Origin of the sequence: Micromonospora sp. WMMC415 (genome assembly GCF_009707425.1) — a bacterium.
Lineage (GTDB): Bacteria > Actinomycetota > Actinomycetes > Mycobacteriales > Micromonosporaceae > Micromonospora.
In genome coordinates, this window is record NZ_CP046104.1 from 1,209,085 (window position 1) to 1,228,322 (window position 19,238).

The 19,238-nt window shown below is 70.5% G+C and carries 18 protein-coding genes and 1 pseudogene; 6 read left to right on the forward strand and 13 right to left on the reverse strand.

Features of this window, described 5'->3' with window-relative positions; genetic code table 11:
• Positions 1-27 precede the first annotated feature (27 nt).
• From GKC29_RS05965 to GKC29_RS05975, 3 genes are all read left to right on the forward strand, one after another.
• Complete coding sequence (locus tag GKC29_RS05965; protein ID WP_155329856.1) at positions 28-570, forward strand: hypothetical protein; 543 nt, start codon at positions 28-30, stop codon at positions 568-570.
• Positions 571-726: 156 nt separating this feature from the next.
• On the forward strand, positions 727-1,620 hold the full coding sequence (locus GKC29_RS05970) for a transporter substrate-binding domain-containing protein (RefSeq protein WP_230688936.1): 894 nt from the start codon (positions 727-729) through the stop codon (positions 1,618-1,620).
• Between the two features lie 275 nt (positions 1,621-1,895).
• A complete protein-coding gene (locus GKC29_RS05975) occupies positions 1,896-2,876 on the forward strand; it encodes a hypothetical protein (RefSeq protein WP_230689158.1) in 981 nt (326 codons plus the stop codon).
• Here the strand turns inward: GKC29_RS05975 and GKC29_RS05980 are convergent.
• Positions 2,836-3,075: pseudogene (locus GKC29_RS05980) on the reverse strand (hypothetical protein); the annotation flags it as partial. The gene GKC29_RS05975 and the pseudogene GKC29_RS05980 sit on opposite strands and share 41 nt — an antisense overlap.
• Before the next feature lie 569 nt (positions 3,076-3,644).
• Here GKC29_RS05980 and GKC29_RS05990 point away from each other — a divergent pair.
• Positions 3,645-4,520: a helix-turn-helix transcriptional regulator gene (locus GKC29_RS05990; RefSeq protein ID WP_230688937.1), complete on the forward strand. Its 876-nt coding sequence runs from the start codon at positions 3,645-3,647 to the stop codon at positions 4,518-4,520.
• 11 nt (positions 4,521-4,531) lie between these two features.
• Complete coding sequence (locus GKC29_RS05995; RefSeq protein ID WP_155329861.1) at positions 4,532-4,726, forward strand: DUF397 domain-containing protein; 195 nt, start codon at positions 4,532-4,534, stop codon at positions 4,724-4,726.
• A 599-nt stretch (positions 4,727-5,325) separates the two neighbouring features.
• Here the strand turns inward: GKC29_RS05995 and GKC29_RS06000 are convergent.
• Genes GKC29_RS06000 through GKC29_RS06010 form a run of 3 tightly spaced genes read right to left on the reverse strand, consistent with a single transcriptional unit; the run spans position 5,326 to position 7,105 of the window.
• Positions 5,326-5,613, reverse strand: a complete 288-nt coding sequence (locus tag GKC29_RS06000) for a hypothetical protein (protein WP_155329862.1) — start codon at positions 5,611-5,613, stop codon at positions 5,326-5,328.
• A 2-nt stretch (positions 5,614-5,615) separates the two neighbouring features.
• Positions 5,616-6,710: a hypothetical protein gene (locus GKC29_RS06005; protein ID WP_155329863.1), complete on the reverse strand. Its 1,095-nt coding sequence runs from the start codon at positions 6,708-6,710 to the stop codon at positions 5,616-5,618.
• Complete coding sequence (locus GKC29_RS06010) at positions 6,707-7,105, reverse strand: hypothetical protein (RefSeq protein ID WP_155329864.1); 399 nt, start codon at positions 7,103-7,105, stop codon at positions 6,707-6,709. The genes GKC29_RS06005 and GKC29_RS06010 overlap by 4 nt, the downstream gene beginning before the upstream one ends.
• A 912-nt stretch (positions 7,106-8,017) precedes the next feature.
• Between GKC29_RS06010 and GKC29_RS06015 the strand changes: the two genes are divergently transcribed.
• Positions 8,018-8,716, forward strand: a complete 699-nt coding sequence (locus tag GKC29_RS06015) for a hypothetical protein (protein ID WP_155329865.1) — start codon at positions 8,018-8,020, stop codon at positions 8,714-8,716.
• 289 nt (positions 8,717-9,005) lie between these two features.
• Here the strand turns inward: GKC29_RS06015 and GKC29_RS06020 are convergent, their stop codons facing one another.
• From GKC29_RS06020 to GKC29_RS06060, 9 genes are all read right to left on the reverse strand, one after another.
• Entirely contained in the window at positions 9,006-9,170 is a 165-nt protein-coding gene (locus GKC29_RS06020; RefSeq protein ID WP_155329866.1) for a hypothetical protein, read from the reverse strand.
• Entirely contained in the window at positions 9,160-9,690 is a 531-nt protein-coding gene (locus GKC29_RS06025; protein ID WP_155329867.1) for an RNA polymerase sigma factor, read from the reverse strand. Before GKC29_RS06025 ends, GKC29_RS06020 begins: the two co-directional genes overlap by 11 nt.
• Before the next feature lie 242 nt (positions 9,691-9,932).
• On the reverse strand, positions 9,933-10,169 hold the full coding sequence (locus tag GKC29_RS06030; protein ID WP_155329868.1) for a hypothetical protein: 237 nt from the start codon (positions 10,167-10,169) through the stop codon (positions 9,933-9,935).
• A 464-nt stretch (positions 10,170-10,633) separates the two neighbouring features.
• Positions 10,634-11,824, reverse strand: coding sequence for an acyl-CoA dehydrogenase family protein (locus GKC29_RS06035; protein WP_155329869.1), 1,191 nt, complete (start codon positions 11,822-11,824; stop codon positions 10,634-10,636).
• A complete protein-coding gene (locus tag GKC29_RS06040; RefSeq protein ID WP_155329870.1) occupies positions 11,821-13,809 on the reverse strand; it encodes a biotin carboxylase N-terminal domain-containing protein in 1,989 nt (662 codons plus the stop codon). Before GKC29_RS06040 ends, GKC29_RS06035 begins: the two co-directional genes overlap by 4 nt.
• A 69-nt stretch (positions 13,810-13,878) precedes the next feature.
• The gene (locus tag GKC29_RS06045) at positions 13,879-15,480 is read right to left on the reverse strand and encodes an acyl-CoA carboxylase subunit beta (RefSeq protein WP_155329871.1); all 1,602 of its coding nucleotides are present in this window, start codon (positions 15,478-15,480) and stop codon (positions 13,879-13,881) included.
• Complete coding sequence (locus GKC29_RS06050) at positions 15,477-16,616, reverse strand: acyl-CoA dehydrogenase family protein (RefSeq protein ID WP_155329872.1); 1,140 nt, start codon at positions 16,614-16,616, stop codon at positions 15,477-15,479. The genes GKC29_RS06045 and GKC29_RS06050 overlap by 4 nt, the downstream gene beginning before the upstream one ends.
• Complete coding sequence (locus GKC29_RS06055; protein WP_155329873.1) at positions 16,613-18,295, reverse strand: acyclic terpene utilization AtuA family protein; 1,683 nt, start codon at positions 18,293-18,295, stop codon at positions 16,613-16,615. The genes GKC29_RS06050 and GKC29_RS06055 overlap by 4 nt, the downstream gene beginning before the upstream one ends.
• A gap of 63 nt (positions 18,296-18,358) precedes the next feature.
• On the reverse strand, positions 18,359-19,171 hold the full coding sequence (locus GKC29_RS06060) for a TIGR03084 family metal-binding protein (protein ID WP_155329874.1): 813 nt from the start codon (positions 19,169-19,171) through the stop codon (positions 18,359-18,361).
• Positions 19,172-19,238: the final 67 nt, after the last annotated feature.

Sequence of the window (19,238 nt, forward strand, 5' to 3'; positions counted from 1 at the left end):
GGACCGCCGCCCATTCCAGGAGTAGTGATGGAGACGAGACAGAGTCACCTCCGGCGGCTCGTGGTCGCCAGCGCCGTGCTCGCCATGGTGGTCATCCCGTCCGCGGGCTGCACCGGAGAGCCGGAGCCTCCGAAACGCGTCGACGCCGACCCGTCCCCCTCCGCGCGACCCTCCGTCCCCACTGCGGACCCAGCGATGGAACGCTACGTGCAGGCGGCCAACGCGGCCAACGCGGAGGTGGAGGGCACGCTGATCGCCGCCGGCGCCCGGCCCACGGTGGTCGATCAGGGTGAAGGCCCAATGACCATGGTGATCCGTGACGAGGGTGCCGAGGAGTGGAAGGCCGGTGACTACCGGCTCGTCGTGAACTGCGCCGGATCGGGCACGCTCTACGCGTACTTCCGGCTGGGGGACCGCTCGGACATCCAGGAGATGCTGCCGTGCGGAACCACCGTCACCACCGGGGCGATCGGGCTGCGGCTCCGGTCCGCCGTCACCGGCTCGGCGGTGTTGATCATCCCGGCGGGCGACGTTCGGGCCGCCGTCTCCTACCAGATCCAGCGGGTGTGACGGGCTGTCCTCAGCTGGACATTGCCGGCCGGCTCGGATGCGGCGGCTGCTCGACGGGGGCGGCTACGATGCGTGTCACCCAGGCTCCGCCGCGTAGCGAGGTCGACCATGCGTGTTCACCGCACAGGATCCCTGATTCGTTCGGTCGCCACCACCGTGGCCGTCGCTCTGACGCTGCTGCTCGCTGCGGCGGCTGGCTGCGACAGCCAGCGGGAGCCGGAGCTGCCCTCGGTGCAGGAGAAGCTCCGCGAGTCGCACATCTGGGGCCAGCCCGTCCTGCGGATCGGGGTGGCGGACGACGAGCCGCTGATGGGCGAGGTCCGCAACGGGGCGCACATCGGCTTCGACGTCGAGATCGCCCGCTACATCGCCGCCTCCCTCGGGTACGAAGGGGAGCAGCGGGTCGAGTTCGTGAACGTGTCCACCGAGGACCGCATCCCCGCCCTCCAGGGCGGCGTCGTCGACTTCGTGGTCTCCAGCTTCTCCATCACCGACGAGCGCAAGAAGCTGGTCAGCTTCGCCGGGCCGTACTTCGTCACCACCCAGGAGGTGCTGGTCCCGACCCGGCACAAGGACGCCATCCGCACCATCGAGGACCTGCGGAACCCGAAGTACAAGATCTGCACGAGCGGCGGCTCCACCACCGAGGCGGAGCTGGAGAAACACCAGGTCCCCACGGTCGTGGTCAAGGACGTCTGGGACTGCGTCGAGGGCATCCGCGCCGGCAAGTACGACGCCGTCAGCTCCGACGAGACGATCCTCGCCGGCTTCCTGGCCCGCCACCCGACCGAGTTCGAGATCGTCGACATGCCGTTCGGTACCAGCGAACTGCTCGGCGTCGGCGTACCGATCGGCGACCCGGCGCTGCGCGACCTGGTCGCGTACTTCCTCGACAAGAGCTACCAGCAGGGGCGCAACGGGCAGACCAGCCCGTGGCAGACCGCGTACAACCGGACGCTCGGGCCGTGGCTGCGCGCCGAGAAGCGGCAACCGCAGCCGCTCGACGTACCGAAGCTGGTCGACTTCGACGACAAGGCGCCACGGCGATGAGCACGGCGGAGGCCGGGGATCCGGGCGGTCCGACGCCGCCCGCCTCGCCTTCACCTGCACCAGCACCGGAGACATCGTCCTCGCCGGTGCCGGTGCCGGTGCCGGCGGCGGCGACCGGTGATCCTGGCGGACCGATCCCGCCTCTGCCGCGGACACCCGCGCCAGCGGCGGAGACATCGTCCGCGCCAGCGCCGGCGGCGTCTCCCGCCCGGGCGCGGCCGGCATCGCTCGTCGCGGGGGTCGAGCCTCCTCCGGTCGAGACCCGCGCGACGCCGGTGGGCGGTTGGGACCAGGTGGAGCGGCGGGCGCGGGCCAGCCAGTCGTTCTGGACGGCCGTGGTCGGCGTGCCGGCGATCTTCTCGGTGCTCCGACTCGGCGTCGAGGCGGGCGGCGAGTTGCAGACCACGCTGCTGCTGGTGGCCAACGTCGGGCCGATCAACCTGCTGGCCGGGTTCCTCACCACGGCAGCGCGCCTGCTCGCCACCGCGCTCGTCGCGGTCTTCGCGCTCGGCGCGGTTCTCGCCGCCAGCACGGAAGGTACCGCGCGTCGACCCCTCTTCGCCCGCTGGGTCGAGGTCACGCCGACCTGGTTCGTGGCGGCGAGCTTCCTGATGGCCCTGGTCACGTGGCCATTGCTGTACCTGCCGCTGCTGGTGCCCGCGGCCTTCGCGGCGTTCCAGGTGCGGCCCGAACGCCTGCACGAGCAACCCGTGGCCCGGGTCCTCGTCATCGCGGCCGTGTTCGGCGGCTACCTCTTCCTGCTGGTGCCGACGCTGCGGGACGCCTGGCGGCAGGAAGAATGGCTGGCGATCGTGCTGCTGGTCGTACCGCCACTGCTGGCGCTCTTCATCGCCGGGCCGCTGCCCGGCGTGGTGATCCGGCCGCTCGCCTCGCTCACCCAGCTCGCCGTGCTGGCCATGCTGGTGTGGGTGGCGCTACCGGTGATCAGTACGCCGGTGCTGCCGCTCACCGTGACCACCGTGGGGGACACCGCCGGGGCCGCTGCTGGGGTTTCCGAGGACATCCGGGGGCACGTGGTGACCACCGATGATGTCAACATGGTGATCCTCCAGGAGCGCGGCGGGGTGCGCTACGTGCCGGTGGGACAGGTACGCGGGCAGGTGCTCTGCCCGTCGGAGGAGGAACTGCCCCGCCACCGGCTGCGGATCCACGACTTCCACGTCGAGGACTCGCTGCTGGAAGGGCTGGGCCGGCGGGTCCGCCCGGTGCACCGGGTGGACGCTGCGTGCCGTTGAGTCCTGCCATTTGTACGTAGATCGTGCGACGGGCGACGGCGTCGCCCTTGGCGTTGAGCTGGTAGCCGTCAAGCCAGACCCAGCCGTCGTACGTGACCCAGTCGAGCACTCGGATCAGGCGGAACCTGATCGGGGTCACGAACTGGACGCTGGCTGCTCGGCCGATGTGGAGCAGGGTGCCGGCGCGCAGGTCGGTCATGGCAGCCAGCCGAGGAAGCGGCGGTGGAGTTGGCCCGCCGGTGCCCAGGCCATGTCCTGGGTGGCTGCCACGAGGCAGGAGCCCAGGTAGAGGGCGAGGGACACGGGGGCGTCCTCGTACTCGGCTTTGAGCTCGTTGCGGCGGGTGCGACAGGGCCAGGGGGCGCCACAGCCGCCGCACGTCCAGATGGGCAGGACCGGGCCGTGTGTTGTCATCGGCTCTCACCCGGCCAGTGCCCTCGGTTGATCGGCACTCGGTGTCTTGCGTGGCAGGGCAGGTTCCTTCCGCATCGGCAGACCCGCTGACACTTCTGCCATGACCACACGGGACGGTGCCGGCGGGCCAGCGTCAGGGCGACCGCGGTCACGTACTGGTCGTAGGTGACGTGCCTGCTCATCCGGCCCTCCTCGCTTGGGGGCATGGCGGCCGGGCCACGCACGGTCATCCGACCACCACACCCAGCGAGCACCGTCTCACGCATCTCGAGCATCCGCAATATGCGGATCCGAAATGTGCGGTCCGCGTGTCTGCGAAAGGAAGTAAGGTCTTCCGCATGGCAAGATGACGACGTGCCTCAACGTCAGAGCCCTACGGTCCGACGTCGACGACTGGCGCTCACGCTTCGACAGCTACGCGAGCGAGCCGGTATTACCTCAGCCGACGCGGCCCGACGGGTGGACCACGATGCGAGCTGGCTCAGCCGGATCGAGACGGCGGAAGTCCGTCCACATCCGAACGATGTGCGGGCGCTCCTGACGTTGTACGGCGTTGAAGGCGACCAGGCCGAGGCTGTCATCGCCGTCGCTCGGCAGGCGAAGCAGCGTGGATGGTGGCAGCGGTACAGCGACGTCCTGCCCGACTGGTTCGCCGCGTACGTGGGGATGGAGTCCGAGGCGTCCGTCATCCGCACATATGAGTGCCAGATGGTGCCCGGCCTGTTGCAGACCGAGGAGTACGCCCGAGCCGCGTTCCAGGGCGCGCCGGTCCCGATGCGTGACGACGAGGTGGAACGGCAGGTCGCGCTACGGATGGAGCGTCAGGCCATCCTCACAAGCGATGACCCGCCGATGCTGCGTGTGGTCATTGACGAGGGAGCAGCCCGCCGAATGGTCGGGGGTCCGGAGGTGCTGCACCGGCAGCTCAACCACCTGGTCGAGCAGTCGGGCCGGAGCAACATTCAGATCCAATTACTCCCCTACTCCGCCGGCGTCGGCTTCGACGGCAGCTTCGTGATCCTGGACTTCCCGCCCATGCCGGACCCGTACCCGGACGCCGCCGAGGAGCGGATGGTGTACGTCGACACGCTGACGGGTGCGCTGTACCTGGACCGGCCGTCCGAGATCGCCGCGTACGCGGCGGCACATGAGCAGCTTCAAGCCCTCGCACTGGCACCCAAGCCAACGCGAGATACGCTTCGTGCGATCGCTGCCGACTTGATCACCTAGGAGGGCACGGCATGGACCTGCCTCGCTCTGCCTGGCGCAAGAGCACCAGGTCCGGCTCAAGCGGCAACTGCGTGGAGGTCGCCAGGCGACCCTGGACCGTCATGGTCCGCGACAGCAAGGATCGGCAAGGGCCGCTGCTGTCCTTCACCCCTGGTGATTGGAGCGGCTTCATGGGGGCCCTCAAGACTGGGCAGTTCGAGGCCTGAGCAGCGGTGTACCGATTCGGCTACCTCCTCACCGCCAGTCCCGCCTGACCCCTCCAACAGGGCCGGATGCCGCTGTTCGGTCACTCTCATATCCACCAGCACCCGGCGGAGTGTCACCCATCGAGTGAAGCCACCGTGTAACGCATTAACCGGAGCCGGACACTGGCTGCCGCGAAACCGGCTGCCGGCGATGTCGCCAATTCCGAGGATGTAGACCAGGTCGTGTGCCTCGGCGGCGTGTCGCAACACCACGGGCACGTCATCGCTGAGGATCCCCCACGTCACTCGTCCCAATCTAGAGGCTGAGCGCGCAACGCCGGTGCGTGCCCGATCCGTGCCCGACACAAGGGTCAGCAAGGGCGAGCACGGGGTTCCAGGCAGCCCTGGTGCGAACGTCAAGCACCTCTCGACCGGTCGCTACGGCGACTCCCCAAGCAGACCAATCCGATTCCCAAGCTGTTTGGCGCACTACCGCCGTGGGCATCGACGGAAACACGCTCATCGCTGCTCTCTCGGCAATCGCAGGCGCAGCCAGTGCCGTAGGTGCCATCGGTGCTTGGCTGGCGGCTAGATCAGCGAAGGACGCCGCGCACTGCGGTCTACTGCGGTGCCTTGGCGGGGCCGGCCGTGCCTTGGGCTGCCAGTTGCTCGCGTTCTTCGGGTGTCATCTCTTCGTAGCGGGCCCAGAACGCTTCAAAGGGTTTGGTCAGCTCGGCGGCGTAGGTGTCGGTTGCGACGGCGTCGCGGAGGCTGATGTCGCCGTTGAGGACTCCTGTGGCCATCTCTCGTAGCACGTCGTTGGGTCCGTTGGCGAGGCGGGTGAGGGCGTCGCGGAGGGCTTGGCTGCGATGGTGGTCGCCGGCGGCGATGTCGTCGAGGTCGCTCATGGCTAGGCGGGTAGTCCGGCGAGGGGGTGGTCGTATCGGCCGCTGTTCGGTAGCGAGGGTAGTGCGACGGCGTCGAGGTTGCTGAGTTCGCGCACGAGCAGGGCGCCGAAGGTGTTGACGACGGCGGAGAGCTTCTGGCAGAGGTTGGTGGCGGCGCCCCAGAGGTGGAGCATATAGGCGACCTCGGCGGCGGCCAGCCCGTAGCCGACGACGGCGCCAGCGCCGGTGGAGGCGGTGGCGGTTCCGGCAGCGATGCTGACGCCGGCGATGATGGCGGAATCGAGCAGGGCTTTGATGGTGCCGCCCAAGGCTTCGCCGGTGGCCCACACGGCGTCGGCCATCTCTCGGTATCCCTGGCTGATGGCGGCCAGGGGGCCGCGCAGGTCGGAGACGGCGTTGGCAGTGGTGGTGAAGTAGCGGAACGCGGATTCGCCGGCAGTGCCCTGCCAGTGGCCGCGGAGGGTGGTGGCCCCGGACTGGACGTTGTATGCCACGTCGTGCAGCGCGCCGCCCATGTTGCCGATGACGGGTGCCATGACGGCGAGGGCCTCCCAGTCACCGAAGACGCGTTTCTGGATCTCGCCGATGGGGTCGAATCCGAACACGATGTTGAAGGCGGTGGCGGCCCACGCCGATGGGCTGAGGTAGTCCATGAACGCCAGCGAGTTCGCGGGGTTGTCCGGCTCGCCGGGCGGCTTCAGGGACCACGTGACGTCGCGCGGGTCGGCGAAGTTGGCCGGGGTGCAGGGATTGGCGGAGATTTCCAGTTCAAGCCGGGTGATGCACCGGTCGGCCGCCGACGGGAGAGTGCGGTCGAGGGACGCGGCAGCGGTCAGGTCGGTGGTGCGGTAGTAGGTGGCAGCGGCGGTGAGTTCTGGGGCGGAGGCTTGCAGTAGGCCGGCCAGGCGTTTGAGCGTGGTGTCGATGACGTTGACAGCATGTTCGTGGCTCGCCTTGGCGACGTTGTACACCTCTCCGCCGGTGCCAGCCTCGGCGTACCGGTGGAAGTAGCCACGGATCTCGCCGACGTCTTCGGCCGCCCGGTCGACCTGCCGCGCGAAGCCTGCCAGCGCCGCAGGTTCCACGACGAGGGTCACTGCGCCGCCTGGGACGCGATGACGGTGCCAGCCAAGCCGACCACGGCGAGCACAACGGCGCCGATGAGCAGGTACCGAGCGAAAGGCTGCCGCCGTACGAGGTAAGTGCTCACGCCGAGCACCCCGCCGACGATGGACACCGACATGGGCACGAGTGCAGCGGGCTCGGCATCGCCGGTCAGGATCAGCCAGCCTGATACCACCCCGAAGAAGATCGCGACGTTCGCGATCGAGGTCCGAAGGTTGCGGAAGGCCGAGTGTTGCAGGACGCCCACCGCTTTTCGGTACTCCTCAACCGCCTGCGTCCGCTCTTCCTCGGACACCGGCCGCCGCTTCAACCTGCCGCCACCCCGCGCCTTGCGACTCATGCCGGCGAAGATACCAACGACGGTCATGAGATCGCTGCCCTGCGTGATGTTCGATCGCTGACAGCAACGGCGTCGGACAGCACGGGCCAAAGCCGCTACGACTGCACTATGCCCCGGGCCAGCAACGGGCGCAGACGCCAGCGACAGCCCGCACAGGGCTTCTCAGCGAGACATCCGGCAGCCAGGCAGCAAGGAGGCAGCGGAAGCCTCGATGCGGGGCCGTCCAAGACATCAACCGACGATGCCCGGCACCTGCTCATCGACGCGGGTCGCCACCGGCTGGCATCAGCCGACAGCTTGTGACCGGCTCCCCCCGGCGGCGGTCGCCCTTAGCGGGCAGGGAGTCCGACAGCGTCGGTGACCTGACATCAGTCGTTGACATCAGCGGTGGCGGCCGAGGCCGGACGAGTGCGGATGGGTGTCGCCTCGGAGCCGGACCCGGTGGACGTCACCGGACGCTGCGACCTTTGCCGAAAGCGCCTTGTAAGCGAGGTGTCACCGACGGACCCGGGGCTGGACCGCCCTCAGCGCGAGCTCCCGGCCGATGCACTGGCTTCGCGATGTCAGCTACGGAAACCGCAGTTGCGACGGGAATGCACCGGAGCGGCTCAGCTACCTGTCCAGTAGCAGTCAGACGACTACACGCTACGAGTCCTGTTTCGATCCTGTCTGTATGGACCCGGCTGAAGCTTGCGCAAGTCAACGGCGCAGGGTGACGAAGAGCCGGAGGTGGCGCGGCGAGCGGGCTCGACGTACATGATCTTTGACCCGGAGAAGTGGGAGTCCTGGTCGACCGGCGAAAACTATGCGATCACCAGGGCAGACAGCGTCCGACTCTTCGTCGGAGAGATCACCTCGAAGGAGGTGGTTCAGCCCGCCGCCACCTCGGAGAATCCCTAATCCCGGTCATCACCAAAAGATCAACTCAAGGAGCAATTCGTGAAACTTCGGACCGCTGCGCTGGTCGCGCTCTCGGTTCTGTTCCTCGGCGCGTGCGCGGAGCCCGACAAGGTGGAGCAGGGATCCGCCGACGGAGCAAGCGGCGCGCCGGCGGCCGGCGACGCCAAGCCCGGGGGGTCCCTGCTGGCGACCGGCTTCGGTCAGCGCGACATCTACGTGGCCCTGGTCGCCATGGTGGAGAACACCTCTGACAAGGTCGGGCAGACGGTGACCGTCCAGTTCAACATCAAGGATGCGGCCGGGGAGCTGCTCAAGAGCGAGTCTCAGGTGGAGACCTTCTCGCGCCCCGGACAGACGATGCCGCTCACCACGCAGGCGGAGCTGCCCGCGGGCAAGAAGGCCGCGAAGGTCGAGGCGACGCTGCTGGTGGAGGATGAGGGCACCTTCTCCGCCGAGCCGTTCCCGGAGATCAAGACCGGTCCGGTGACGGTGACTAAGTCCGAGTATGGGACCGACGAGTTCGACGCCAAGTTCGAGGTGACCAACCCGAAGGCCGAACCGCTCAAGGACCCGAGGGTGGCCGTGGTCTGCTATGACGCCTCGAAGACGAAGATCATCGGCGGGGGGTCCACCTATCCGGACCTGATCCCGCCGTCCGGCAAGGCCTCTGTCGAGGTGTCCACCATCACGACAGGCAAGCCGGCATCCTGCGTCGCGTACGTGAGCCCAGGCATCTAGTCGCCAAGCGATAACGGACCCGCCAACCCGCGCTGCGAACGGGGAGGCGGGTCCGTTGGCGTCGGAAGGGCCGCGGTTGTTCAGGCGCTGTCGTTCGTTCGGCATGGTCGACCACGCAGAGGCCGGCAACCGCAGAACCGACCAAAGCAGGTCGCCGTGAGCTACGGAGTTGAGGCGGACAGCCGCTGCCAACCGTCAGGGCAGGGGACCTGGCAAGACCCGACTGTTGATTTCGCGGGCGACGTCAGCAGGGCCCCGCGCAAGCGGGGCCCTGCTCTCCTGGGCGTTTTTACCGGTTCCCGGACTCGGGCACGCGTTCAGGGTCGACGCCGGCCCGGCGGAACAGCTCCCGCAGGCGCTGCTTGACGTCGACCGTGGCGTCCAAGGACCTCAGTACGGCCGTGGACGCGCGGTCCATGAGCTGGTCGAGTTCGTGCTCCTTGTCATGGTCCATGGGTTGCCTCCTTCCGGGTCGACTCGGGGTCCAGCATGCGGAGGACCTTCTGACGGGCGTGCCGCAAATTCGACCGCACGGTGTCGCGCTGCTGTCCGGTGATCTCGGAAATCTCGGTGTGCCCGTAGCCGTCGCAGTGCAGCACGAAAACCACGCGCTGGGCCTCCGGCAGCGCCCGCAGCATGCTCATGACCTCCGGCCGGTCCTCGTTGGCATCGAAAGACTCCACCGCGGTGTCCTGCGCCACGTGCCTCGCCGCAGTGACCTCCCGCTCGGCTACCTGCCAGCCGCGGTGCAGGATGCGGAGGGCGACCGTGCGGGTGAAGGACTTCGGGGACTTGATGGTCGGCCAGTTCATGAGCGCGACGTGCATCGCCTCCTGGGTGACGTCCTCGGCCTCGTGCCGGGACGCCCCCCAGCGGATCAGCAGTCCGACCAGGGGCTTGTAGTCGCCCTCGTAGTACGTGGCGAACTCTGCCAACTGCCCCTGGGCGAGCTGGATCTCGGTCTGTGACGGCATGTCTCATTCCTCCGTTCTCTCTGGACAAACCAGAGCCTTTGCTCTGCTTTGCGCATATAAATCACCCTTCCTGCGTGCATATGCGTCCCGGACTTTCCGGTTCGCTGCGCGCCAGGTAGCGCGCACATCGGTCGTCGTGCGTGACGACGGCCAATGTCCAACTACCTGGCCTTCGTTAGTTGAGTACCGGGCGGGGGCTCAGCGTGCAACGGCTCGGCAAGAAACTTGAAGGCCCCGGGGGATCACCGGGCTCGGCGCGCCAAGCACGCGAGGACCATGACGACCGCCAACACGGCGGCGACGGCAGTGACGGCCAGCGAGTTCGACACCGCGTACGCGGACGGCACCCCGATCAGCGCCCCGTTCATCACCACCAGGAGCTTGCCGGTATCGTCGCGGCCCTCGGGCCGTGGCTCGGTCGGCTCGTCCCCCGTATCGCCAATGACGAGTTCCGTGGAGCCGTTCACCGTCTCGGGCACCTGATTCTCCAACCTGCCACCCCCTCGGGAGGCTCATGAGTGAGGTGCGTGGAGAGGGGCGCGTCGTGCAACCGTCAGGCGTCCGATCACGCATCGTGACTCGACAGTCGCGCTGTTCGTTGGGGCGGGTGGTCTCAACTGTGGTCTCATTCGCTGCCGTACACGGTCGTCCATGACGGTCCGACGGGCAGCCGAACTGCTGGACATGTGCGCTGTCGAACCGGTCCGAACGTGTGGTCGCAGACCTCGAAAGCGTGTGAGCGCAGCGCGGCGAGGCAGCGAGACGACCACCAGCGCCGCCGATAGACGACACAAGACAGCAGAGGCGGCCTCGCTATGCCGCGCAGGAGGGCATTGATCGACAACGATCGGTGTCCCGTATCGGCGTTCGGGATGAAGAGATCAAGCTCCGCCCGCTAATGAACCGTGCGGAGCTGGACCCAGAGACCCGGCTGAGGGCTCTCTCAGTACGACTTGTCCTGGCCGAGGACGTGTTGGGCGACGAAGTTGAGGATCATCTCCCGGCTGACCGGGGCGATCCGCCCCGCCCGTACCGCCCCGAGCAGCGTCGCCACCCCGTACTCCGTGGTCATGCCGGCCCCGCCGAGCGCCTGCACGGCCGTGTCCACGGCCAGAGCCGCCGCCTCCCCGGCCGCGTACTTCGCCATGTTGCCGGCGACGCCGGCCTCCAGGTCGCGGCCGGCGTCGTACAGCACCGCCGCCTTCTGGATCATCAGGCGGGCCAGCTCCACCTGCACGGCCGCGTGCGCCAACGGGTGCGACACGCCCTGGTGCGAGCCGATCGTCCGCCCATTCCACACCGCCCGCGTCGCCGTGTACTCCGACGCGCGCTCGATCGCGTACCGGCCGGTGCCGGCGCCCATCGCGGCGACCGTGATCCGTTCCGGGTTGAGCCCGGAGAACAGCGCCGGCAGGCCGGCCTCCACCGACTCGCCGACCAGGGCGTCGCCGGGCAGGCGGACGTCGTCCAGGTAGAGCAGGAACTGGTTCTCCGGGGACAGGATCTCCATGTCCAGCTTGGACCAGGTCAGCCCGGCCGCGTCGGTCGGCACGATGAACAGCGCCGGCTTCAGCTTCTGCGGAGCCGCGTCCGCTGAGCCGGCGCTGCCGTCTCCGACGGCGACGCGGGCGACGACCAGCACGTGTCCGGCGTCGTCGACCCCGGAGATGTAGCACTTGCGGCCGGAGAGCACCCAGTCGTCGCCGTCGCGGCGGGCGACCGTGCCGAGGCGGTGGAAGTTCGAGCCGGCCTCCGGTTCGGTGATCGCGAAGACGATCTTCTGGGAGCCGTCCGCCAAGCCGGGCAGGTGGCGCTTGCGCTGCTCGTCGGTGCCGTGCCGGTTGATGACCGTGGCGGCGATGGCGGGGGAGACCACGAGGAGCAGCAGCGGGCAGCCGGCCGCGGCCAGCTCCTCGCAGACGATGGCCAGCTCGGTGATGCCGCCGCCCCCGCCGCCGTACTCGGTCGGGATGTTCACGCCCAGGTAGCCCAGCCGGCCGGCCTCGTTCCACAGCTCGGTGGTGTGCTCGCCGGCCTTGGCCTTCTCGACGAAGTACCGGTGGCCGTACCGCTTGCCCAGCGCCCGCACGGCGTCGCGGAGCTGATCCTGCTCGGGGGTGAGGTCGAAGTTCATGACTGAGCCTCCTCAAGGGGGTTGACCACGGCCAGCACGGCTCCGGTGTCGACCTGGCCGCCGGCGGGGACCGGCAGTTCGGCGACCACGCCGTCGGTGGGGGCGAGCACGGGGTGTTCCAGCTTCATCGCTTCCAGGGTCAGCAGCAGGTCACCGGCGGCGACCCGCTGGCCGACCTCGACGTGCACGCGGGTCACCGCACCGGGCAGCGGCGCGAGCAGCGACCCGGCGGCCAGCTCCGCGGTGGGCAGGGGGAAGCGCGGCAGCTCGGCCAGGCTCGCCGCCCCGTCCGGGCCGTCCACGAAGACCTCCGACCCCTGACGGTGTACGCGGTACGCCCGCCGCACCCCGTCCACGTCGAGCACGACGCGCTCCGGGGCGGCCTCGACCAGGGACACGGTGGCGTTGGCGTCGCTCGACGGGTTCGTGGACCAGTCGGCGAGCGCTCCCCTGCGGTCCAGCCGGTAGCGGACTTCGATTTCCCTCCCGTCCGGGCCGGTGAAGCGGGTGACCTGCGGGAAGGCGGGGACGTTGCGCCAGCCGGACGGCAGCCCGGCCAGCACCGACGCCGAGGCCCGGCGACCGGCCGCCGAGGCGAGGGCCGCCGCCAGCGCGACCAGGGGGACCTCGTCGGCGGGCAGCAGGGGCTCGAAGACCTCGGGGTGCCGGTCCAGGAAGCCGGTGTCGACGTCGACGGCGGCGAACTCCGGGCTGCGCAGGACCCGGACCAGCAGGTCCCGGTTGGTGGCCACGCCGTGCAACTCGGCCCGGGCGAGGGCGCCGGCCAGGACGCGGGCCGCCTCGGCGCGGGTGGGCGCCCAGGCGATCACCTTGGCGAGCATCGAGTCGTAGTGGACGCTCACCGCCGAGCCGTCGACCACGCCGGAGTCCAGCCGCAAGCCCGGCCCGGCCAGCGGCCCGAACTCAGCGGCCACGCCGGGCAGGGCGAACCGGTGCAGGGTTCCGGTTGCCGGCCGGTAGCCCTGGGCGGGGTCCTCGGCGCAAAGGCGTACCTCGATCGCATGGCCGGCCGGCGGCGGGGTCGCGGACAGTGGCAGCGGCTCGCCCTCGGCGACGAGCAGTTGCAGCCGGACCAGGTCCAGGCCGGTGGTGAGTTCGGTGACCGGGTGCTCGACCTGGAGGCGGGTGTTCATCTCCAGGAAGAAGATGTCCCCGTCGGGCGCGAGCAGGAACTCGACCGTGCCGGCGCCGACGTAGTCGACCGCCCGGCCGGCGGCCACCGCCGCCTGGTGCAGCCGCTCCCGCACCTGCGGCGGGAGCACGCCCGGTGCCTCCTCGACGATCTTCTGGTGGCGGCGCTGGATCGAGCACTCGCGGACGCCGAGGGCGGCCACCGTCCCGTACACGTCGCCGAAGATCTGCACCTCGACGTGGCGGCCGCGTTCGACGTACCGCTCGATGAAGACCGTGCCGTCGCCGAACGCCGCGGCCGCCTCGCGGCGCGCGCTGGCGACGGCCTCGGCGAGCCCGGCGGCGTCGCGGACCACGCGCATGCCGCGCCCGCCGCCCCCGGCGGACGCCTTCACCAGCACCGGGAAGGCGGTGACCTGGTCGGCGTCGGTCCAGGTGGGCAGCATGGGTACGCCGGCCTCGGCGAGCAGCGCCTTCGCGGCCATCTTGTCGCCCATCGCGGCGATCGCCTTGGCGGGCGGCCCGACCCAGGTGAGGCCGGCGTCGGTGACGGCCGTGGCGAACTCGGCGTTCTCGGCGAGGAAGCCGTAGCCCGGGTGGACGGCGTCCGCGCCCGCCTTGCGGGCCGCGTCGAGGATGAGGTCGATCCGGAGGTACGTCTCGGCGGGCGTGTTCCCGGGCAGGCGGACGGCCTGGTCGGCCTCGGCGACGAAGGGCGCGTCGGCGTCGGCGTCGGAGTGCACGGCGACCGTCTGCACGCCGAGCGCGCGGCAGGTGGCGAAGATCCGGCGGGCGATCTCGCCCCGGTTGGCTACGAGCAACTTCTGGATCATGAAGGCTGAGCCTGCCTTTCGTTCGCGACTGCGGGACTCCGCTCCGCTGCGTTCCTCGCGCTCACGGGGTCACATCCGGAAGACGCCGAAGCCGTCGGCGCCCTTCACCGGTCCGTTGTGGATCGCCGACAGGCAGAGCCCGAGGACGGTACGGGTGTCCCGGGGGTCGATCACGCCGTCGTCGTAGAGCCGGCCGGAGAGGAAGAGCGCCCCGGACTGGGACTCGATCTGCTGCTCGACCATCATCCGCATCGCGGCGTCGGACTCCTCGTCGTACTCCCGGCCCTTCGCGGCGGCGGCCTGCCGCGCCACGATGGACAGCACGCCCGCGAGCTGCGCCGGGCCCATCACCGCCGACTTGGCGTTCGGCCAGGTGAACAGGAACCGGGGCTCGTACGCCCGGCCGCACATGCCGTAGTTGCCGGCGCCGTAGGAGGCGCCGAGGTTGACCGTCAGGTGCGGCACCGTCGAGTTCGACACCGCGTTGATCATCAGGGCGCCGTGCTTGATGATGCCGCGCTGCTCGTACTCGGTGCCGACCATGTAGCCGGTGGTGTTCTGCAGGAAGATCAGCGGCGTGTCGGCGGCGTTGGCGAGCTGGATGAACTGGGCCGCCTTCTGCGCCTCCGCGCTGAACAGGACGCCCCGGGCGTTGGCGAGAACGCCGACCGGGTACCCGTGCAGCTCGCCCCAGCCGGTGACCAGCGCGGTGCCGTAGCTCGGCTTGAACTCGTCGAACTCGCTGCCGTCCAACACCCTGGCAAGGACTTCGCGGGGGTCGAACGGCACCTTGAGGTCGGCGCTGGCGATGCCGAGCAGGTCCTCCGGGTCGTACTTCGGCGGTTGCGGGCGGCTCGTGCGGGACGGTGGGCCGTGCTTGCGCCAGTTGAGCCGGCGTACGCACTGCCGGGCCAGCCGGATGCCGTCCCGCTCGTCCTCGGCGAGGTAGTCGGCCAGGCCGGACGTCGAGGCGTGCATCGCCGCGCCGCCGAGCGACTCGTCGTCGGCGTCCTCGCCGGTCGCCATCTTCACCAGCGGCGGCCCGGCCAGGTAGACCTGCGACCGGTCCCGGATCATGATCACGTGGTCGGACATGCCCGGCACGTACGCGCCCCCGGCGGTGGCGTTGCCGAAGACCACGCTGACCGTGGGGATCTTCGCCGCGGAGAGCCGGGTCAGGTCGCGGAACACCCGCCCGCCGGGGATGAAGATCTCCGCCTGGGTGGGCAGGTCCGCGCCGGCCGACTCGACCAGGTTGACCATCGGCAGGCGGTTGGCCAGGGCGATCTCGCCGGCCCGCCGGGTCTTCGCGAGGGACCAGGGGTTGACGGCGCCGCCGCGTACCGTCGGGTCGTTGGCGATGATCAGGCACTCGACACCCTCGACCACGCCGATGCCGGTCACCACGCTGGCACCGACCGGGAAGTCCGTGCCGTACGCGGCCACCGGTGACAGCTCCAGGAACGGGCTGTCCTGGTCGAGCAGCAGCTCGATGCGTTCCCGGGGGAGCAGCTTGCCGCGCTTGTGGTGGCGGGCCACGTACTTCTCGCCGCCGCCGGCCCGGGCCCGATCGAGCGCGGTGTCCAGCTCGGCGAGGCGTTCCAGCAGGGCTTCCCGGTTGGCCAGGACCGCCGGGGAGGCGGGGTCGATCGCGGTGTCGAGTGTGGTCACAGGCCCATGCCCTTCGCGATGATCTCGTTCATGATCTCGGTGGTGCCGCCGCCGATGCCGAGGATGCGCTGGTCGCGGTAGTGCCGCTCCACCTCGGCGTCGCGCAGGTAGCCGAACCCGCCGTGCAGTTGCAGCGCGGCGTCGACCACCTCGGCGCAGGCGGCCACCGCGACGTTCTTCGCCATCGCCACCTCGCTGATCGCGGGCTCCCCGGCGGCGACCCGTTCGGCGACGGCGAGCACGTACGCGCGGGCCGCCTCTGCGCGGGTGTGCATCTCGGCCAGCCGGTGCCGGACGAGCTGCCGGCTCGCGAGGGGGCGGCCGAACGTCTCCCGGTCCCGGCACCACCGGGTGGCCAGGTCGACGCAGCGCTGCGCGGTCGCGTACGCCTGGACGGCCAGGGAGATCCGCTCGGAGGCGAAGTTCCGCATGATCGCGAGGAAGCCGGTGTTCTCGGCGCCGACCAGGTTCGTCACCGGCACCCGGACGTCGGTGAAGGACAGCTCGGCGGTGTCCGAGCAGTGCCAGCCGAGCTTCTCCAGCCGCCGCCCGACGGTGAATCCGGGCGTACCCTTCTCGATCACCAGCAGCGAGATGCCGCCCGCGCCCGGCCCGCCGGTGCGGACCGCGGTGGTCACGAAGTCGGCGCGGTGCCCGCTGGTGATGTACGTCTTCGCGCCGTTCACCACGTAGTGGTCGCCGTCGCGGCGGGCGGTGGTGCGCAGGCTCGCGACGTCCGAGCCGCCGTCCGGCTCGGTGACGGCGAGCGCGCCGATCATCGTGCCGGCGAGGGTCGGGCGGACGTACCGGTCGACGAGGTCACCGCTCCCGGCCGCGACGATGTGCGGCAGCGCGATGCCGTGCGTGAACAGCGCCGCGATCAGGCCCGACGAGCCGCCCGACCGAATGATCTCCTCGGTGACGGTGATGGAGTCGAGCAGGTCGCCGCCGCTGCCGCCGCACTGTTCGGGGAAGCCGATGCCGAGCAGGCCGAGCTTCGCGGCGGTGGCGTGCAGGTCGCGCGGGACCTCGCCGGCCCGCTCCCAGTCGTCGAGGTGCGGCAGCACCTCCCTCGTCACAAAAGTCCTGGTCAGCTCGCGGAGCTGCCGGCGTTCGGGAGTGTCCACAGTGGTCATGACGTCGCCTCCCCAAGCGCCGGCAGGTCGACGACGCGGGAGCGGAGCAGTTCGCCGAGCGCCTTGGCCTGCGGGTCGAAGCGGGTCGAAGCGGCCACCCCCTGCCCCAGCAGGCCCCGGATGACGAAGTTGACCGCCCGCAGGTTCGGCAGCTCGTACCGCTCGACGGTCAGCGGGGCGGTCTCCGGTAGCAGCTCGGCCAGCCGCTCGACGGTCAGCCAGCCGCGCAGCCAGGCCCAGGTCGCGTCGGTCCGCGCCCAGACACCCAGGTTCGCGTCACCCCCCTTGTCCCCCGACCGCGCCCCCACCAGCTCCCCCAGCGGGCCGCGCCGGGTGGGATGCAAGGAAGGGCCCCCTGTTAACGCCTGGTGTTGTACAAGGGGCCCTTCCAAACCGGTTACCGGCGGTGGGGGGATCGGCAGGCGGGTGCCGTCGGGGAGGACGGCCACGTGATCCACCGCGTCCTGCGGCACGGTGTCGGCGGTGAAGACCCCGTACGGGGTCGCGTCGCCGGGCAGCGTCATCAGCGTGCAGCCCGGGTAGGAGGCCAGGGCCAGCTCCACCGCCGCCGCCGAGAAGGCCCGCCCGGCCCGCGCCTTGTCGCCGTCCCGCAGGTGTACGTGCAGCAGCGCGCTCGCCGCCTCGGTGTCGTGGGCGTCGGCGTGATCGGTGCGGGCGAGGACGAACTCCAGCCCCTCCTTGCCGACCGCCTCCTCGATCTGACCGCGCACCAGGGCCGCCTTCGCGGGAATGTCCAGCCCGCACAGCACGAACGTCATCGAGTTGCGGAACCCGCCGAGGTTGTTGACGCCCACCTTGAGCGTGCCCGGCGGCGGTGTGCCCCGGACGCCGGACACCCGCACCCGGTCCGGCCCGTCCTGCGTGAGGCCCACGGTGTCCAGGCGGGTCACCACGTCCGGCCCGAGGTACGCCGGGCCGCCCACCTCGTACAACAGTTGGGCGGTGACCGTCTCGACGGTGACCGCCCCGCCGGTGCCCGGGTGCTTGGTGACGACCGACGAGCCGTCGGCGCGCAACTCGGCGAGGGGGAAGCCGGGCCGGTGCCCGCCGTCGGGCAGTTCGGTGAAGAAGCTGAAGTTGCCCCCGGTCACCTGCGCCCCGCATTCGAGGAGGTGCCCGGCGACGGTCGCGCCGGCGAGCGCGTCCAGGTCGTCCCGCCCCCAACCGAACCGGGCGACGGCCGGCCCGACCACCAGGGACGCGTCGGTGACCCGCCCGGTGACCACGACGTCCGCTCCGCCGTCGAGGGCGGCGGCGATCCCGAACGCCCCGAGGTACGCGTTCGCGGTCAGCGCGTCCGGCCGGACGAGGGCGTCGCCCTCGACGTACCCGACCTTGACGTCCAGCCCGAGCCGCGCGGCGAGCGACCGGACGGCGGCGGCCAGACCGGCGGGGTTGAGCCCACCGGCGTTGGTGACGATCCGGACGCCCCGGTCCAGCGCGGTGCCCAGCGTGCCCTCAAGTTGACGGAGGAAGGTCTTCGCGTAGCCGAGGTCGGGGTCGCGCATCCGGTCCCGGCCGAGGATGAGCATGGTCAGCTCGGCCAGGTAGTCACCGGTGAGCACGTCCAACTCACCGCCGTCGAGCATCTCCCGCCAGGCGGAGAACCGGTCGCCGTAGAAGCCGGAGGCGTTGCCGATCCGCAGGACGTCGCTCACCCCGTCACCCCGCTCCGCCCGGCGACCGCGCGAGACGCCGGCCTGGTGCGCTCGACAAGCCGCTCACGCCGTCACCTCGGAGACAGTGGTGTCCCTCGTGGACAGTGGCTCGCGGCCGGCGCCGGGCGGGCCGGCGAACGCCTGGGCGACGTCGAGCCACGCGTCGGCCACCGGCCCGGTGGCCGTCAGGGCGAGGTCGGCGCGGTGCCGGCGCTGGGTGACCAGCAGACAGAAGTCCCGCGCCGGCCCGGTGACCCGGTCGGCCGCGTCCTCCGGGCCGTACGACCAGGTCGCGCCGTCGGGCGCGGCCAGCTCGACGCGCACCGGCGCCGTCGGCACCTCGTGGCCGTGGGCGGCGAAGGAGTGCCGCAGCGTACGGAAGCCGAGGTACGCGACGTGCCGCAGTCGCGCCGTGGCGGGCCGGGTGACGCCGAGCGCGTCGGCCACGTCCTCGCCGTGCGCCCAGGTCTCCATGATCCGCGCGGTGACCATCGACGCGGGGGACATCCCGGTGCCGTACCAGGGCAGCTTCTCGCCGGGTGGTGCGGCGGCGAGCGCGGCGGCGAGCGCCGCCCGGCCGGCCCGCCAGCGGGGCAGCAGCTCGTCCGGCGGCGCGAGGAACTCCTCGGCGCCGACGTCGACCAGCCGGGCCGGGTCCGGTGCCGTGGTGACCGAGGCGAAGAACGCGTCGACATCCGTCGCGGCGAGCAGGGCGACGTGATCCGTCCAGGCCAGGTGTGCGATCTGGTGGCCGATCGTCCAGCCCGGCGCGGGCGTCGGGCTGGCCCAGTCGCCGGCGGACAGCGGGGCGACGAGGGAGTCCACGTCAGCTGACTCGGCGGCCAGGTCCGTCAGCAGGTCCGTGAGGTTGACCATGGTGCCCTCCGGGGGTGTCGGCGGTGATCGGTGCGGGGTGGGGTCGGATGCGGCTCGGCGGGAGAGG

Excerpts from the sequence above, each read along its gene's own strand:
- GKC29_RS05965 (WP_155329856.1), top strand. The coding sequence starts at position 28 with ATGGAGACGAGACAGAGTCACCTCCGGCGGCTCGTGGTCGCCAGCGCC.
- GKC29_RS05995 (WP_155329861.1), top strand. The coding sequence starts at position 4,532 with ATGGACCTGCCTCGCTCTGCCTGGCGCAAGAGCACCAGGTCCGGCTCA.
- GKC29_RS06000 (WP_155329862.1), bottom strand. The coding sequence starts at position 5,613 with ATGAGCGACCTCGACGACATCGCCGCCGGCGACCACCATCGCAGCCAA.
- GKC29_RS06010 (WP_155329864.1), bottom strand. The coding sequence starts at position 7,105 with ATGACCGTCGTTGGTATCTTCGCCGGCATGAGTCGCAAGGCGCGGGGT.
- GKC29_RS06020 (WP_155329866.1), bottom strand. The coding sequence starts at position 9,170 with ATGGACCATGACAAGGAGCACGAACTCGACCAGCTCATGGACCGCGCG.
- GKC29_RS06025 (WP_155329867.1), bottom strand. The coding sequence starts at position 9,690 with ATGCCGTCACAGACCGAGATCCAGCTCGCCCAGGGGCAGTTGGCAGAG.
- GKC29_RS06035 (WP_155329869.1), bottom strand. The coding sequence starts at position 11,824 with ATGAACTTCGACCTCACCCCCGAGCAGGATCAGCTCCGCGACGCCGTG.
- GKC29_RS06040 (WP_155329870.1), bottom strand. The coding sequence starts at position 13,809 with ATGATCCAGAAGTTGCTCGTAGCCAACCGGGGCGAGATCGCCCGCCGG.
- GKC29_RS06050 (WP_155329872.1), bottom strand. The coding sequence starts at position 16,616 with ATGACCACTGTGGACACTCCCGAACGCCGGCAGCTCCGCGAGCTGACC.
- GKC29_RS06060 (WP_155329874.1), bottom strand. The coding sequence starts at position 19,171 with ATGGTCAACCTCACGGACCTGCTGACGGACCTGGCCGCCGAGTCAGCT.